The organism is Evansella tamaricis (assembly GCF_019042215.1).
GTDB lineage: Bacteria > Bacillota > Bacilli > Bacillales > Salisediminibacteriaceae > Evansella > Evansella tamaricis.
In genome coordinates this window covers 12,637-27,860 of the sequence record NZ_JAHQCS010000100.1, presented here as the reverse complement: position 1 = coordinate 27,860, position 15,224 = coordinate 12,637, and the positions used below count along the sequence as shown (strand labels likewise).

General features: G+C 38.7%; 13 protein-coding genes. All 13 read right to left on the bottom strand.

Translation table 11 applies throughout. The annotated features are described in order from the left end of the window. Positions 1-43 precede the first annotated feature (43 nt). Positions 44-1,186 (bottom strand): cell division protein FtsZ, encoded by a 1,143-nt coding sequence (gene ftsZ / locus KS419_RS11820; RefSeq protein WP_217066610.1) that lies wholly within the window; start codon positions 1,184-1,186, stop codon positions 44-46. Positions 1,187-1,225: 39 nt separating this feature from the next. Beyond that, positions 1,226-2,512: a cell division protein FtsA gene (ftsA, locus tag KS419_RS11815; RefSeq protein WP_217066609.1), complete on the bottom strand. Its 1,287-nt coding sequence runs from the start codon at positions 2,510-2,512 to the stop codon at positions 1,226-1,228. Positions 2,513-2,794: 282 nt separating this feature from the next. Beyond that, complete coding sequence (locus tag KS419_RS11810; RefSeq protein WP_217066608.1) at positions 2,795-3,169, bottom strand: small basic family protein; 375 nt, start codon at positions 3,167-3,169, stop codon at positions 2,795-2,797. Between the two features lies 1 nt (position 3,170). Next, positions 3,171-3,869, bottom strand: a complete 699-nt coding sequence (locus tag KS419_RS11805; RefSeq protein ID WP_217066607.1) for a DUF881 domain-containing protein — start codon at positions 3,867-3,869, stop codon at positions 3,171-3,173. A gap of 2 nt (positions 3,870-3,871) precedes the next feature. Then, positions 3,872-4,579: a DUF881 domain-containing protein gene (locus tag KS419_RS11800; protein WP_217066606.1), complete on the bottom strand. Its 708-nt coding sequence runs from the start codon at positions 4,577-4,579 to the stop codon at positions 3,872-3,874. Beyond that, positions 4,563-5,345 carry a cell division protein FtsQ/DivIB gene (locus KS419_RS11795; protein WP_217066605.1) on the bottom strand — a complete coding sequence of 261 codons (783 nt, stop codon included), beginning with the start codon at positions 5,343-5,345 and terminating at the stop codon, positions 4,563-4,565. The genes KS419_RS11800 and KS419_RS11795 overlap by 17 nt, the downstream gene beginning before the upstream one ends. A 253-nt stretch (positions 5,346-5,598) precedes the next feature. Further along, positions 5,599-6,513: a UDP-N-acetylmuramate dehydrogenase gene (gene murB / locus KS419_RS11790; protein ID WP_217066604.1), complete on the bottom strand. Its 915-nt coding sequence runs from the start codon at positions 6,511-6,513 to the stop codon at positions 5,599-5,601. 417 nt (positions 6,514-6,930) lie between these two features. Beyond that, complete coding sequence (spoVE, locus tag KS419_RS11785) at positions 6,931-8,031, bottom strand: stage V sporulation protein E (RefSeq protein ID WP_217066603.1); 1,101 nt, start codon at positions 8,029-8,031, stop codon at positions 6,931-6,933. 75 nt (positions 8,032-8,106) lie between these two features. After that, positions 8,107-9,468 carry a UDP-N-acetylmuramoyl-L-alanine--D-glutamate ligase gene (gene murD, locus KS419_RS11780; RefSeq protein WP_217066602.1) on the bottom strand — a complete coding sequence of 454 codons (1,362 nt, stop codon included), beginning with the start codon at positions 9,466-9,468 and terminating at the stop codon, positions 8,107-8,109. Further along, positions 9,469-10,443 (bottom strand): phospho-N-acetylmuramoyl-pentapeptide-transferase, encoded by a 975-nt coding sequence (gene mraY, locus KS419_RS11775; protein WP_217066601.1) that lies wholly within the window; start codon positions 10,441-10,443, stop codon positions 9,469-9,471. It lies immediately after the preceding gene. 275 nt (positions 10,444-10,718) lie between these two features. After that, positions 10,719-11,636 carry a Mur ligase family protein gene (locus tag KS419_RS11770; RefSeq protein ID WP_217066600.1) on the bottom strand — a complete coding sequence of 306 codons (918 nt, stop codon included), beginning with the start codon at positions 11,634-11,636 and terminating at the stop codon, positions 10,719-10,721. Position 11,637: 1 nt separating this feature from the next. After that, a complete protein-coding gene (locus KS419_RS11765; protein ID WP_217066599.1) occupies positions 11,638-13,107 on the bottom strand; it encodes a UDP-N-acetylmuramoyl-L-alanyl-D-glutamate--2,6-diaminopimelate ligase in 1,470 nt (489 codons plus the stop codon). A 143-nt stretch (positions 13,108-13,250) separates the two neighbouring features. Continuing rightward, positions 13,251-15,188, bottom strand: coding sequence for a stage V sporulation protein D (locus KS419_RS11760; protein ID WP_217066598.1), 1,938 nt, complete (start codon positions 15,186-15,188; stop codon positions 13,251-13,253). Positions 15,189-15,224: the final 36 nt, after the last annotated feature.

Genomic DNA, 15,224 nt, shown 5'->3' with positions numbered 1-15,224 from the left:
AACAACCTTTGGCAAAAAATTTGCTTAAAGGTTGTTTTTTGTATTATGTCCGTTTGCGGCGATTACGTAAAAATGTCGGAATATCCAAAGTATCCAGTTCATCATCAGATGATGGTTTCTTTGTTCCTTGAGTACCACTTATATCCTGCTTGACATTGTCTCCCCTTGCAGAAGAAGGTTTTGATCTGTTAATTGCCGTCGGGCGATTCACAGTAGGCTTTTCGGCATTTTGATGCTCATCAAAGCCTGTTGCTATAACGGTTACAACAATCTCGTCTTTCAGTTCTTCATTAATTACAGAACCGAATATCATGTTTACTTCACTATCAGAAGCAGAGGATACAATTTCTGCTGCCTCATGGACTTCAAATAAACTTAAATTAGCACCACCGGTAATATTCATTAATACCCCTTGGGCACCTTCAATAGAAGTCTCAAGTAACGGTGAGGAAATCGCTTTTTTTGCAGCTTCTGCCGCACGATTTTCTCCGGTTGCTACACCAATACCCATTAAGGCAGAACCTTTTTCACTCATAATAGTTTTCACATCGGCAAAATCCAAATTAATGAGCCCAGGTACTGCAATTAAATCGGAGATACCTTGCACACCTTGACGCAACACATTATCAGCTTCTCTAAATGCCTCAAGCATAGGTGTATTTTTATCCACAATTTCAAGCAAGCGGTCGTTCGGAATCACAATAAGAGTATCTACTTTTTCTTTTAACAGGGAAATCCCTCCCCCTGCCTGCATCATTCGCTTTCGGCCTTCAAAGGTAAATGGGCGTGTTACAACACCGACAGTCAAGGCTCCTGCTTCCCTAGCGATTTCTGCAATAACAGGAGCAGCACCTGTTCCTGTTCCTCCACCCATACCTGCTGTAATAAATACCATATCTGCTCCATGAAGGATTTCCTCTAAGTGCTCTCGGCTTTCCTCAGCAGCTTTTTTTCCAACCTCTGGATTTGCACCTGCACCCAATCCACGGGTAAGCTTCCCTCCCAGTTGCAGTTTGGTTTCTGCTTTTGATAAATGAAGGGCTTGCGCATCCGTATTTACAGCAATAAAGTCTACACCTTGTAATCCATTTTCAATCATTCGGTTAACAGCGTTACTACCTCCGCCGCCTACACCGATTACTTTTATTGTCGCTAACTGATCCATATCCATTTCAAATTCCAACATTTCAGATCCCCCAATCCTTCCTTGGTTCCATCATCATCCTTATTCAAAAAATACTTTAAACAAACTTTTTACCTTCTTTTTAACGTCTTGTCCATCTTTATGTTGTTTTACTTTAGAAGGTCTTTCCTTCTTCTCTTTACGTTCATGGGGTCCTTCAGATAGGGGCGCCACACCAGCGGCTACCTCTTTGCCTTGAATTCTAAAATTACGATGGGCAAAAGTGATTAAACCGACACCATTTGTATATTGCGGTTCACGAACCCCAATATAATCCGGTATTGCGATGCGGACATTTTTTTGAAGGACTTCCCTCGCCAATTCTAAGACACCTGGCATTTTGACTGTTCCACCTGTTAAGACAAATCCTCCAGGCAGATCATTATAACCAAAACGCTGAATCTCCTTTAATGAAAGCAACAACATTTCCTCAATACGAGGTTCTATAATATTTGCTAATTGCCATTGAGAAAATTCTTGTTTTTGATCACTACCAATCTCCGAAACTTCGAAAGTTTCATCATCGGAGGCGTAATCAATATAAGCATGGCCATTTTCGGTTTTTACTTTTTCCGCTTCTTCCGTAGAAGTTCGGAAACCGACGGAAATATCATTGGTTATATGATCTCCACCAATAGGTATTTGCTTCGTACCTTGAAGTGTACCATTTTCAAAAACGGAAACAGTTGTGGAGCCTCCACCCATATCAATTAGTACGACGCCTAGACTTTTCTCATCCTTTGACAGGGCGATGGTACCTGCAGCCAGTGGCTGCAAGGCGATATCGGCAATATTTAAACCTGCTTTCCCTACACATCGTAATACATTATGTAACATTGTTCTAGACCCAGTAATAATAGTACCTTCTAACTCTAAACGTACCCCTATCATTCCCCTGGGATCGTTTATCTCATCTAATCCATCAACAATAAATTGTTTTGGAATAACATCAATAATTTCCCGTTCAGGTGGAATAGACACGACTTGGGCAGCCTCGTACACCCTTGTCACATCCTCATCTCCAATTTCACGGTCCTCACTAGAAACTGCAACAACTCCATGACAAGGCTGTAATTGAATGTGATTCCCTGTCACCCCTACAATGACATTTTCGATGGAGAGTCCAATCATTCTTTCTGCCTTTTCTACAGCAGTTCGAATAGAGTGAACTGTTTCATCTATATCGACGATGGAACCTTTTTTGATTCCCTCCGATTTCGTTTCTCCAACTCCAATGATATTCAGCGTTCCGTTCGTCATTTCTCCAATAACAACGCGAACGCACGATGTGCCGATATCTAGTGTGACGTAAATGTCATGGTTGTTCATTGGTTGGCACCTCCTTCATATCCTGCTCCATTTACATTTCTAAGTTTCTCATATTTGTCCTATCCTAGCTTCCAGACAACGCTTCATTATTTTAAGAGAATATTACTAAAATAAGGGTTATGAAGAATATTCAACATTTACTCTTCATTCCCCTTTTTTTTCACAGGATTTTTAATGAAACTAACCTATAATCTCCATAAAAATTGGGAAGTCAGAAAAAGTGGAATTCATCCCCCGGATCAAATAAACCAATTATTGTATTACTCCTAGGAAAAAAATATTTTAATTATCTTCTTTCGTTTTTGCGGGACGTTTTTCTTTTGAAAACCATTTGTCCAGTAATGTTCGACGGATTAATGCGATGTTATGAAATAATCTAACACCAAAGGCAAACACTGCCGCTAAATATAAGTCTACACCAAGATGGACACCTAGAAAAGCTAAACCCGCTGCTAAGAGAATATTTGTGAAAAAACCAGTTAAAAACACTTTCTCATCAAACTTATTCTCTAAGTGGGCACGGATGCCACCAAACAACGTATCCAATGCAGCAAGAACTGCGATAGATAGATAACTGGAATACTCGTCAGGTACCCGAAAATCAGTAAACAATCCGAGAAGGAGACCTACTAATAGCCCAATAAATGGTAGCCACATTTTATGACTCCTCCTTTACAGTTTCCATGTATCTCACACGCAGTGCTTTATCATAGGATGGAAGTTTTACATAATTAATTGGTGTTGACTCTAAGGATAAATTTTCATAAGCAAAAAATTCCTTTGAGCGAGACGACATCATCGCGTGATGCAAACCTTCCGGATCATCACTAATTACTTTTATCTCCAATGGGAATTGTGCCATTCGACTGCTATTAATAAGTGTCACGCCATTAGCTTCACGGATTGGTGTAGTGGAAACTATTCTCTGATTTCCAACTGCAATTTCCTTTGCTCCATTAATGTTTAATTCATTAATCAGCATCCTCACTAAGTAAGCTGGAACAGAACGGATTGGACCACTGGAATAATTTTCATCAAAAATTGGAGTAACTTCAATGACAATACCTTGTCCTGAAACTTCCGTTAGTCCTGCCCTTTCCCTCAACTCTGAAATTGCGTTTGTCATAACCTCTTCCACATCTTCGGTTTGCTGTAACTGAAATAATAATTCCATTTGTTTTTCAATTTCCAAGTTGAGTTCAGCCTGGCGCTCTTTTTCCGAAGTTAAATCCTGGCGCAATTCCAGTAGATTTCTTGTATCGCGGATCTCAGGCTCTTTTGTTGTCTGAAATTGAACAGCAATCATAAATCCAATTATTGTCGTAACACAGGTGAAAATAATCATACGATCTTTCATTTTTAATTACCACCTCTTTCCGAGAAGTATGGATCGAGGATAATTGCATTCATTTTTTCAACACGTACTTCAATATTATCACTTAAAAGCCGGTCCTTTACTCCACCGACCATGTTAATCGCCTCGTTTAATGTATCACTATCTCCAATTGCAGTGACTTCAAATGGTGCAAATGATATATTTCCGTCTATTTCTATCACAGGTCCGATACAATGAATGTAGGATTGGTGATTTAGACGATATCCGTTAATTGCTATTGCTTCTGCACCAGTAACAAGTAACTCATCAATTAACAGTTGGAGATGCTGTTCATGGACAATATAATTATTTGGATTTTCACCTTCTACGTAATCTGCATCGCTCAAAGTGACACTTAACCCTTCTCCTGTCACACCGACAAAACCAGTTATCATCCTTAACCGGTCCAAATCTTCTACCAAGTTATAGTATGTCCTTTCCTGATTCGCAGCTTCCTCTTCAATATCTTTTATCTGATTTTGTATATCACGTAACTCCTCTGCCAAACTCCGATTAATGGATTGCTCCAATAGCACTTGATTTCGAAGTTGATCCTCTTCACGCCATTGTGAATTGGACATTTGATTAGGGGCAGAGTTCGATTCACTTGCAAATTGATAACTTAAGGCTAGAATAAAGCCTGTTATCAATAGGACAAGGGAAAAAATAACGTGACTACCCTTCACTCTCACCTTCTTCTTCCTCCTCAATATCAAAACGTTCAAAATAGGGGTTCATTCTCATATGAACAATTCCCTCCACTTCAGGATCTAATTGTGTCACAACGGAGGGATACGGTGTAATTCTTTCTGAAAACCTTCGAATCGTAGAACTTACAACAAAGCCGTCATTCATATAAAGAAAGATTCTCAACGGATCACTTTCCACAGGTGAATGGTGAATCTCTGATATGAGTTGCCTTAAAGAAACTGGAACAATAGCTAATTCATTAGCTAATTGTGTCCTTTCTTCTTCACCGTAAAATGAACTTAAGATAGGAGCATCAAAAGGTGAACTTACTTCTTTGTTTGTACTAGTGAGAACAACTCCTGTTTCCAGCAAAGGATAAAAGGAAGAGCTTTCAGAAATATAAGCCACCCGTTCATACTCATCTACTTCCAGTAAAACGGTATTGGGCCATTTTCTCATAATGCTGACCGATGAAATCTCTGGGTTTTCTGAGATGTTTTCCTTAATTTTTTCTTCTTGTATCCTCCACATACTTACATCTGGAATTAACGCTGCCTTTTGGATAATCCATTCAGTATCCACATATTGATTACCTGTTACTTCAACCTTTTTCACATGACTGAAAGATGTTTGAAAATACATCACTATTGTCATTAAGATAAAAAAGGAAGAAACATAAACAATTACTCGACGGTTTGTCCTTTGACGTCTCCGTTCTTTTAGTGTTGGAATACGTTCATCTATTTCCACAACTTTTCTATTACTCATCGGTCTTTCCTCCATTGTATAGCAAGGGAATAGGTGAGAAAACTGCAATTTATCAAATTCCGTCAAAAAGAGACAAAATGCCCGTTTATCCTTCTATTATACTAGTCAAATATACCTTATACTACATTAATTAGACAAAAACAATTAAAAGTATGTGAGAATCCTAAGGAACAAAAGTTTGCTATTAAGTTATAACAGGAAAAGGCAGAAAGTACTCCTGCCTTTTTATATCTGCTCTCTTATCGTCAAATGTTTAAGGTAATGTGACTTTCCCGATTTGCTCCACCTCGGTCTCTAATTTCACATTAAAATCTTCTTTTATGGTTTGTTGTATATGTGTAATTAAGTCTATCACGTTTTTCGCCGTGGCATTTCCTTTATTTACAATAAAATTAGCATGCATCTCTGAAATTTGTGCATCACCTATAGAATATCCCTTTAAGCCTGCTTCCTCAATTAATTTACCTGCATAATGGGGCAATGGATTTCGAAAGACACTTCCGCAACAAGGATAATTCCAAGGCTGGGATTTCCGTCTATAATCTTTATTTCCCTGTAATTCTTTTTTTATTGCCTCTTTATCTCCCGATACTAACTTTAACTCTGCTTCAATGCATATTCCATGATCCCTTTGAAGACGTGAGGTACGATAAGAAAAATCCATCTCCTCGTTGCTATACCACTTAAATGTTCCGTCAGGAAGTAGAACATGCGCCCTAACAAGTATCTTTGACATATCAGATCCATGTGCGCCAGCATTCATAAATACAGCACCACCGACAGAACCAGGAATACCTCCGGCGAATTCAAGTCCAGACAATCCCTTTTTACTCATGATTGTGGCTAATTTAATCAATGAGTACCCTGCCCCAACCTTAATGATTTCTCCGTTCTCCTTTATTTCAGTGAGGCTCTCACCAAGTTTTATAACAACACCGTCAATACCTTCATCTGAAATTAGAAGGTTTGATCCTTTTCCGATAATAAACCACGTTTCCCCAGACTTATTAATCTCTTCCATTGCAAGTTTTAAACCTTCAATAGACGAAGGTTCAAAGAATAACTTTGCAGGGCCGCCGATCTTCCACGTTGTATGGTTTTTTAATGGTTCATTAGAAGTTACCTTACCCACATTCAATGAATCAAGAATTTGTTTTAAAGAATTCATATAACCCTCCATCATCGTTGTTTCTTGTTCAACTGTTCCTTTATCAATCGACAGAGTCAATTTCTTACTATATTATAGCCTAAAAACCACCTGTCTTGATTATTAAAAAAATGAATTCCGCTCGACTTAGAATAAACAAAAAATCTACAGAAGTAAATTGTTTTACCTTCCTAATTATTCCCGATTGTTCCCTTCATTAATAACAATAGCATAAGCCCGTTGCACACGAACGACAAGCAAGTGCATTTATTTTGGAAGATCATTTAACTTCGATCGAGAGTAGGAGCTGGAGCTAGACACCTTGCCCGAAGGTGCCAAAACTTATTAATTATTACCTTATAAAAAAGACACTTGCTTATGGAAGCAAATGTCATTATAACATAAATCAGAGTTATTTTATAAGATCTAGCTGAAAACTTAACGCATATGCCTACTGATATTTAGTAATACACCAATGGAAGTTAACATAAGGGTAAGGGAAGATCCTCCGTAACTTAACAATGGCAACGTAATACCCGTTACAGGCATTAAGCCTATAACCACCCCAATATTAATCATCACTTGTATGGCTATCATTCCAATGATACCAGTTGCCATTAAGCTGCCATATAAGTCTGGTGCATACAATGCAATCCGTAACCCGCGCCAAAGGAGGACTGCAAAACAACTTAAAACAAATGCTCCGCCAATAAAACCTAATTCCTCAGAAAGAATCGCAAAGATAAAGTCGGTCTGAGGTTCTGGTAAATAAAAGTACTTTTGCCTGCTTGCGCCTAATCCTAATCCTAAAAACCCACCTGGCCCAATGGCATAGAGTGATTGGATAATTTGAAAACCTGCACCAAGGGGATCTTGCCAAGGATCCAAAAAGGAGACAATTCGTTGTAACCGGTATGGTGCAGATAAAATTAACCCAACAAATCCAACTAGCCCTACTACTCCCAAAATGACAAAATGCTTTATCCTGGCTCCTGCAATAAAAATCATGACAACACTCGTTAACACCATGACTGCTCCTGTTCCTAAGTCAGGTTGAAGCATAATTAAGCCAAAAGCTAACATAACTAAACCCAATGTTGGAAACAGTCCGTATTTCACAGTGGTAATATACTTTTGATTTTCGGATAAATATTTTGCTAAAAAAAAGATCATTGCCATTTTCATAAATTCTGATGGCTGAATGGAGAAGGCACCTACACCTAGCCAACTTTGTGCTCCTCCACGAACAAGACCTACTCCAGGAATTAGCACAATGATGAGAAGGGCAAAACAAGTTAAAATCAGAAACTTTGTAAAGCGGCGCCATGTCCAGTAATCAATGTTCATCATAAAAAGCATGGCTATAATTCCTAAGATAGCAAAAAATAACTGTCGCTTTAAAAAGAAAAAAGAATCCCCAAAATTATATTGGGCCCAAACAGTACTTGCGCTATAAACCATTATTAACCCAATTACGAGTAAGCTTAGCGTTGCTGTAATTAACAAAATATCAGGTGCTGTTTTTATTTTTTTCGGCAATAGAGAACACCTCAATTTCATATGCATTATCTCTCTATTACCTATATTTATGTTTGATATGGACAAACATGACTTCTACTGGACAATCTTTTTTACTGCCTGGACGAAATGGTTACCTCTCTCTTCAAAAGTCTTAAATTGATCCCATGACGCACATGCTGGTGACAGGAGAATGACATCACCTTGTTCCGATTGCTCAAATGCTGTGGGAACTGCCAAATCTAGGGATGGTCTAACATGTATATTATCTATCCCAGCCTCCCTGGCAGTTGCTGCAATTTTTTCAGCTGTTTCTCCATAGGTAATAACAGATTTGACCCCTTTTAAATAAGGAAGAAGCCCATCAAAAGAAAGACCACGATCCAATCCCCCCGCCAGTAGAATAACGGGTTGCTCAAACGCTTTCAATGCCGTTATTGTGGCAGGAACATTTGTTGCTTTTGAGTTATTATAAAATTTCCGTCCCTCATGTGATGCAACAAATTGTAGCCGGTGTTCAACCCCACGGAAACTCTTTAAAACCTCAATTACCTGTTCTTTTTTCGCCCCTGAAAGAATCGCCGCACAAGCAGCAGCTAAACCGTTTGCCACATTATGCTCTCCTGGGAGGGACATGTCCTCCAATGGAATCAATGATTCTCCAAAAACTTCTAACCATCCATCTTTTACACAACCTCCCCAATTCACTGGATTTGTGGTGGAAAAGGGAATCAGTTTGGATTTAGCTTGTCCCGATGTTACTAATTCAGAAACACCCACATCGTCAGCATTGTAAATTAAATAATCCATTTCTGTTTGGTTTTTAAAGATTTTTGCTTTTGCCGTCATATATTCGTTCAGGGAACCATGATAGTCGATATGTGCTTCAACTATATTTAATAATAAGGCAATTTTGGGTTCAAATTTTTCGATTCCCATTAATTGAAAACTGGACAATTCTGTGACCATTACATTTTTTTCTGTAACTTTTTGAGCAACTTCACATGCCACTTTGCCTATATTTCCAGCAATAAAAGGTTCTCGTTTACTCCCTTTCATCATTTCATAAATATAAGTAGTGGTAGTGGTTTTACCATTAGAGCCTGTTATACCAATGATATCTGCCTCACTAATTAAAAAAGCCAGCTCCACTTCGGTGATAACCGGAATCTCCAACGATATTGCCTTCTCAACTAAGGAATTGTCATAACGTATGCCTGGATTTTTTACAACATAATCTAACTGAGCATGAATCAACTCGATGGGATGAGAACCGCAAATTACCTCTGCTCCTAACTCTTGCAGTCGTTGAGCATCTGGATTCTCTTTAAGGGGATTTCTGTCATTAACTGTAACGTTCGCTCCAAGTTTCAATAATAGTTCTGCCGCGGCAGTCCCACTTTTTGCGAGCCCCAGTACTAAAACCTGCTTGTCTTTAAACTGACTAATCTTCTTCATTTACATCCACACCTCTAAATATACTCCTGTAACGGCAAGTAATAAACCTACCATCCAAAACGTTACAACTACCCGCCACTCACTCCATCCTGAAAGTTCATAATGATGATGAAGTGGACTCATTTTAAATACACGTTTTCCTGTGGATTTAAAAGATATAACCTGTATAATTACGGATAAAGTTTCAATAACAAAAACCCCACCGATGATAATAAGTACAATCTCCATTTTAGTTAAAATGGCGATCATGGCAAGTGCCCCTCCTAATGCTAAGGAACCTGTATCTCCCATGAATACTTTTGCAGGGTGAGAATTGAAAACAAGAAAACCCAGCACTGCTCCAACTACAGCAACTGAAAATAGGGATACCGTAAACATGGATTGATCAAACGCAATAATCGCAAAAGCACCAAAAGCCAGGGCGGAAGATCCTGCAACAAGACCATCTAATCCATCTGTTAAGTTAACCGCATTGGAAGTCCCTACTAGCATAAATACTATTAAGGGGAGGTAGAACCATCCAATATCGAGGGATAATGACGTTCCAGGAAGTGTAATCGCCGTTGAAAGATCTCCTTGAAGTAACACAAAAAAAACTATCACAGATATGGCAACCTGCCCTAAAAATTTCTGTTTTGATGTTAAACCTAAATTCCTCTTTTTTACTACTTTTATAAAATCATCAAGGAATCCCAGTAAACCAAACCCTAATGAAACAAAAATCAGGAGCCATATTTCCACATCTACGGATTGAAACTGATAGCTCATAATAAAAGTAGACATGATAATGGCGAGTAAAATCATCAGGCCACCCATTGTTGGTGTTCCACTTTTCTTTTGGTGGGATTGAGGACCTTCCTCACGAATACTTTGCCCGAATTTTAACCGTCTTAAAAAAGGAATAAAAATGGGAGATAATAAAACACATATTAAAAATGACAGTAATAATGTAAACAGTAAACCTTGTTCCAACATTGTAGGAACTCCTTTCTTACTACGGTTGAATTTAATAAAAAGCTATGTTAATAGTGCTATTTAGTAGCAGCGAAAATAAACAGTAAACGTATAACAACCCGAATTTTATTAATGATAATAGACTAATCTGATAGTAGTCTTTATACATTTTATCTACTCCGAAGGAAATTAATGCCCATAGAGTGAAAAAAGGTTTTTTTCTTCTGAATCATGGTCTCTATGAATAACTATAAAATAAGGAAATTTACCTAACATACTTATTATGTATTTTCCCACTAAAACTTATAATTTTTTAATACATTAACCACATTATCAGGCAGCATCCCTAGATGAACTGTGATAGCGATGGCATAGGTTGCATATTTAACGTTATACTCAGAAGTACTGGGAATCGAAAACGGCATCCGGATTCCTTGTAGGGAAAACTCAGTAAAATTACCCTTTTGAGTCTGTTCATGGATTTGAAATAATGCTCCTTCTTTTCTACCGCAAGTAACCACATCGCACTTCCACTCCATCTTCATTAACGGATCATCCCCATCAATGACAAACACAGCACTTGGTTTCATTTTGCTTTCCAATCTTACAACAGCTTCCCGCAGTTCTTCATCACTTCCAAGATCAGTCACAATTGCAAAGTTAGGTTCAATAATTCGGTATTCTTCAAGATCTGTATTTTTCTCTATAATCGGTATATCACATAAGAGAATATCCGTAGACCTGTCCATTTGAAAAATTGATTTAGCTGTATCATAGAAATTCCCGTTTTCTTTCGTTTTCAAGACTTGAAAATCATTTTTTAACATATCGTATAGTAGATTCTTCGTTACTAATTTCCCATCACACCCTAAAACTGTGATAATGGTTGGATCCACTTCAAGTAAATATTTCTTTGCCATTTTTTCGATAATCGACGTTACATTATTTACTTCTATAACTGGAAAGTGATCTGGGAACTTTACTGAGTGCTTCAAATCCTTTTCCATAAGTACAGCAGAAGCACCTCGTTCGATAGCCCGTAACATATTGACTGATTCATCTGCCGTGTCTTTGGAAACAAGGACAAAGACTTCTCCTTCCTTAATGGTCATACTGTCAAAACTAAGATTAGTCATAGGAAGGTCATCCGAAAACACACCTCGAATCGTTCCCTCTCGAGGATCAATAATTTCCCTAATTAGCTCATTTATCATATTAACGACACTCCTCTACCGCTTCCTTCGCAACGAGACGGTCATCAAAATGGTGATTGACAGTTCCTATCGTCTGGTATGTCTCGTGTCCTTTACCGGCGATTAATATAATTTCATCCGTTTCCGCATTTCTAACTGCTTCATAGATTGCCTCTTTACGGCTTTTTATTACTTTATAATCCTTCCCCTTCATGCCATGTTCCATATCTTTTAATATATCCATAGGGTTTTCAGACCTTGGATTATCGGAAGTTAAATAAACATAGTCAGAAAGACGTTCAGCTATTTCTGCCATCAGCGGGCGTTTCGTTTTATCCCGGTCTCCTCCACATCCCACAACAACAGAGATTTTACCTTTGGCAAACTCCCGAATTGTATGTAATACATTTTCGAGGCTGTCAGGTGTATGGGCGTAATCAACAATAACATGAAAAGGTTGATTTAACTCCACCCTTTCAAACCTACCGGATACCCCTTCCAGTGAAGCTAAGCTTTTTGAGATATTTTCCAGACTAATCCCCACAGAATAACAGGCAGCAGCAGCAGCTAATGCATTGTAGACAGAAAATGTTCCTGTCATTTTCATGTTTACCGGAACGGAGTTAGAACCCAATACAAGCTTGAAGTTCGTCCCTTCTTCATGGATATTTATATCCACCGCCTTCATATCCGCTTCCCCATTTATCCCAAATGTCATAATTGGGGCTGCAGTCATTGTTTCTAACTGTGTAAAATACTCATCATCCATGTTCATGACTGCTAGTGGTTGATTCCCATTACGGTATCCGTTGCCTAGTTGGGCAAATAATAGCCCCTTCGCGTGGGCGTAGCGTTCCATTGTTCCGTGATAATCTAAGTGATCCTGGGATAAGTTGGTAAATACAGCAACATCAAAATTTGTTCCATGTACCCTTCCCATTTCAAGGGCATGGGATGAAACTTCCATGGTGATTGCTTCGACGCCACTTTCCACCATATGTGAAAAACCCTTTTGAAGTAAGAGTGACTCAGGTGTGGTATTTTTTACAGGGACTTCTTTCCCATCATACCTCATATACATTGTACCGATTATACCTGTTTTCTTGTGATGGTCAGACAGTATTTTTTCGATTAGATGGGTTGTTGTTGTCTTACCGTTCGTTCCTGTAACCCCAATAACTTTGAGTTTTTCCGTTGGATAATCATAGAAACAGGAGGAGATAATAGCCATCGCACGCTTAGAGTTTCTTACAATTATTACAGGGACATCAATTCCATCTAATTTTTTTTCGCTGATTATTGCCACAGCTCCATTTTTTACGGCCTGTGGAGCATAATCATGTCCATCCACTGTATATCCTGATATACAAAAGAATAGACTTCCTTCTGTAACATCCCTTGAATCCATATGTAAGTCTTTAATCATGGGATAATCAACCGCATCTGTTACATAAGATGGCAGTGCAGATATTAGTGAATCTAGACGTTTCAAAATGTCTCAACTCTCTTTCCTTTAAAAAGCTTTTGGATTAATTCATTGTAAATACATGCCCGCTCCTTGCGGGCATGTATTGTATGGAAAAAACATTCTCTGATGATCATACTATTTGATACTTATCATGTCCATATACCATTTTACTGTTCCTCGTCTTCCTTGTCACCCATATAAACACGGATAGTGGAACCTGTTTTCACCTTGACACCTGGTTCAGGAGATTGAACAACTACTTCTTTGCCATCTCCAGAAAGATCTAATTGAAGTTCATAATAAGCCTGATTAATTTCCTTTATGGAAAGTCCAAGTAAATCAGGAGTTTCAACGAGGGGTTCATCGTTCCACTGCAATTCTTTCTCAATTTGTCCATCCCTCTTCTCTACACCTAATGCTCGTAGACTGTCCTCCATAATATTCCCCACTATAGGTGCTGCAACTACTCCACCAAACTGAATCGTATCTTTCGGATTATCGATTGCCACATAAACTACAATTTGAGGATCATCTGCAGGCGCAAATCCAATAAAGGATACAATATGATTATTTTCTAAGTATCTTCCGTCTTTCGCCTTCTGTGCAGTACCTGTCTTTCCACCAACACGATATCCGTCCACATAAGCCCCTCGACCTGAACCTTTTGCCACTACATGTTCTAATGCTCTTCGAACCTCCGCAGATGTTGCATCAGATATTACTCTCTGCTTCATCGTAGGGGTATTCCGTGATATCACTTCTTCTGTTTCCGGGTCTACCCACTCCTTAGCCAAGTAAGGCTTATATAAATACCCCCCATTCACAGCTGCTGCAACTGCCACCACTTGTTGAATGGGTGTCACGGATACACCTTGACCGAAGGATGTTGTTGCTAATTCTAAAGCCTCCACATTCTCTATATCAAATAATATCCCAGTCCCTTCCCCTTGTAAATCAATTCCCGTTTTCTTACCGAAACCGAAATTATGAATATAATCAAAAAGGGTTTCTTTCCCTAGCTCTTGCCCTAATGCCACAAACCCAGGGTTGCAGGAATTTTGAACTACTTCTAAATACGTTTGAGAACCGTGTCCACCCTTTTTCCAACACTTGATGTTTCTACCAGCCACTTCTATGTAACCGGGGTCATGGAAGTCATCTTCATCTAAATCAACAATTCCTTCTTCCAATGCTGCAGCAAGGGTAATGATTTTAAATGTAGAACCTGGCTCATATTGACTCCATACAGGCTTATTTTGGTTATATATTTCAGGTGGCACCTCTCTAAAGCGTTCTGGGTCATAATCTGGTCTAGACGACATTCCTAATACCTCTCCTGTATTAGGGTCCATCGCAATTGCAATTGCCCCATCAGGATTATAGGTTGCTTCTGCGATATCCAGTTCACGCTCAATTATCGTCTGGATATTAGAATCAATTGTCAGTTTTAAGTGTTGTCCGTCAATTGGCGCTGTATACTCATCCGCTAAGTTAGGCATTCGTGTATTTTTTGCTGTGGAATGGAAGGAGACATGTCCCGGTTCACCAGAAAGACGTTCTTCATAAAACAATTCCAAACCAGTTAAACCTTGATTATCAATTCCGGCAAAACCAAGTACATGAGATAAATATTTTCCGTTTGGGTAGTGCCTTTTATTATCCTCCGCAATATAGATCCCTTCTATGTTGAGACTTCTTACCTCATGGGCGAGTTCATTACTGATTTTTCTTCCTTCAGGATTGATGCGAACGATTGATTCATTTTTTGTTATAAATTCATATGCCCTCTGCTTATCCATTGAGAGAACGTCAGCTAATTGCTTTGCCACACTGGTTGGATCGCTAATTTGTCTAGGAACAACAAGAATTGATGGAGCACTGATATTCGTCGCCAATGGGACCCCATTTCGGTCAAGAATCTCTCCGCGCTTTGCCTCAAAGGGTATATTTCTGCTCCATAAGTCTTCTGCTTTTGACGAAATTTCGTCCCCCATTATCAGCTGTACTACCCCTAATCGGATGATCATGACAATAAAGACGATTAATCCAATACTTAAAGCAAATATTAATCGTTTACGAACCGTTACATTAGATACTCGTTTCATCGTGAACCTCCCATGTTTAAACACTTTGGCTTGGTT

Coding starts and splice junctions, on each gene's coding strand:
- murB (WP_217066604.1), bottom strand. CDS start 6,513: ATGAATTCTTTAAAACAAATTCTTGATTCATTGAATGTGGGTAAGGTA.
- KS419_RS11760 (WP_217066598.1), bottom strand. CDS start 15,188: ATGAAACGAGTATCTAATGTAACGGTTCGTAAACGATTAATATTTGCT.
- mraY (WP_217066601.1), bottom strand. CDS start 10,443: ATGTTGGAACAAGGTTTACTGTTTACATTATTACTGTCATTTTTAATA.
- KS419_RS11770 (WP_217066600.1), bottom strand. CDS start 11,636: ATGATAAATGAGCTAATTAGGGAAATTATTGATCCTCGAGAGGGAACG.
- KS419_RS11805 (WP_217066607.1), bottom strand. CDS start 3,869: ATGAAAGATCGTATGATTATTTTCACCTGTGTTACGACAATAATTGGA.
- murD (WP_217066602.1), bottom strand. CDS start 9,468: ATGAAGAAGATTAGTCAGTTTAAAGACAAGCAGGTTTTAGTACTGGGG.
- KS419_RS11810 (WP_217066608.1), bottom strand. CDS start 3,169: ATGTGGCTACCATTTATTGGGCTATTAGTAGGTCTCCTTCTCGGATTG.
- ftsA (WP_217066609.1), bottom strand. CDS start 2,512: ATGAACAACCATGACATTTACGTCACACTAGATATCGGCACATCGTGC.
- KS419_RS11795 (WP_217066605.1), bottom strand. CDS start 5,345: ATGAGTAATAGAAAAGTTGTGGAAATAGATGAACGTATTCCAACACTA.
- ftsZ (WP_217066610.1), bottom strand. CDS start 1,186: ATGTTGGAATTTGAAATGGATATGGATCAGTTAGCGACAATAAAAGTA.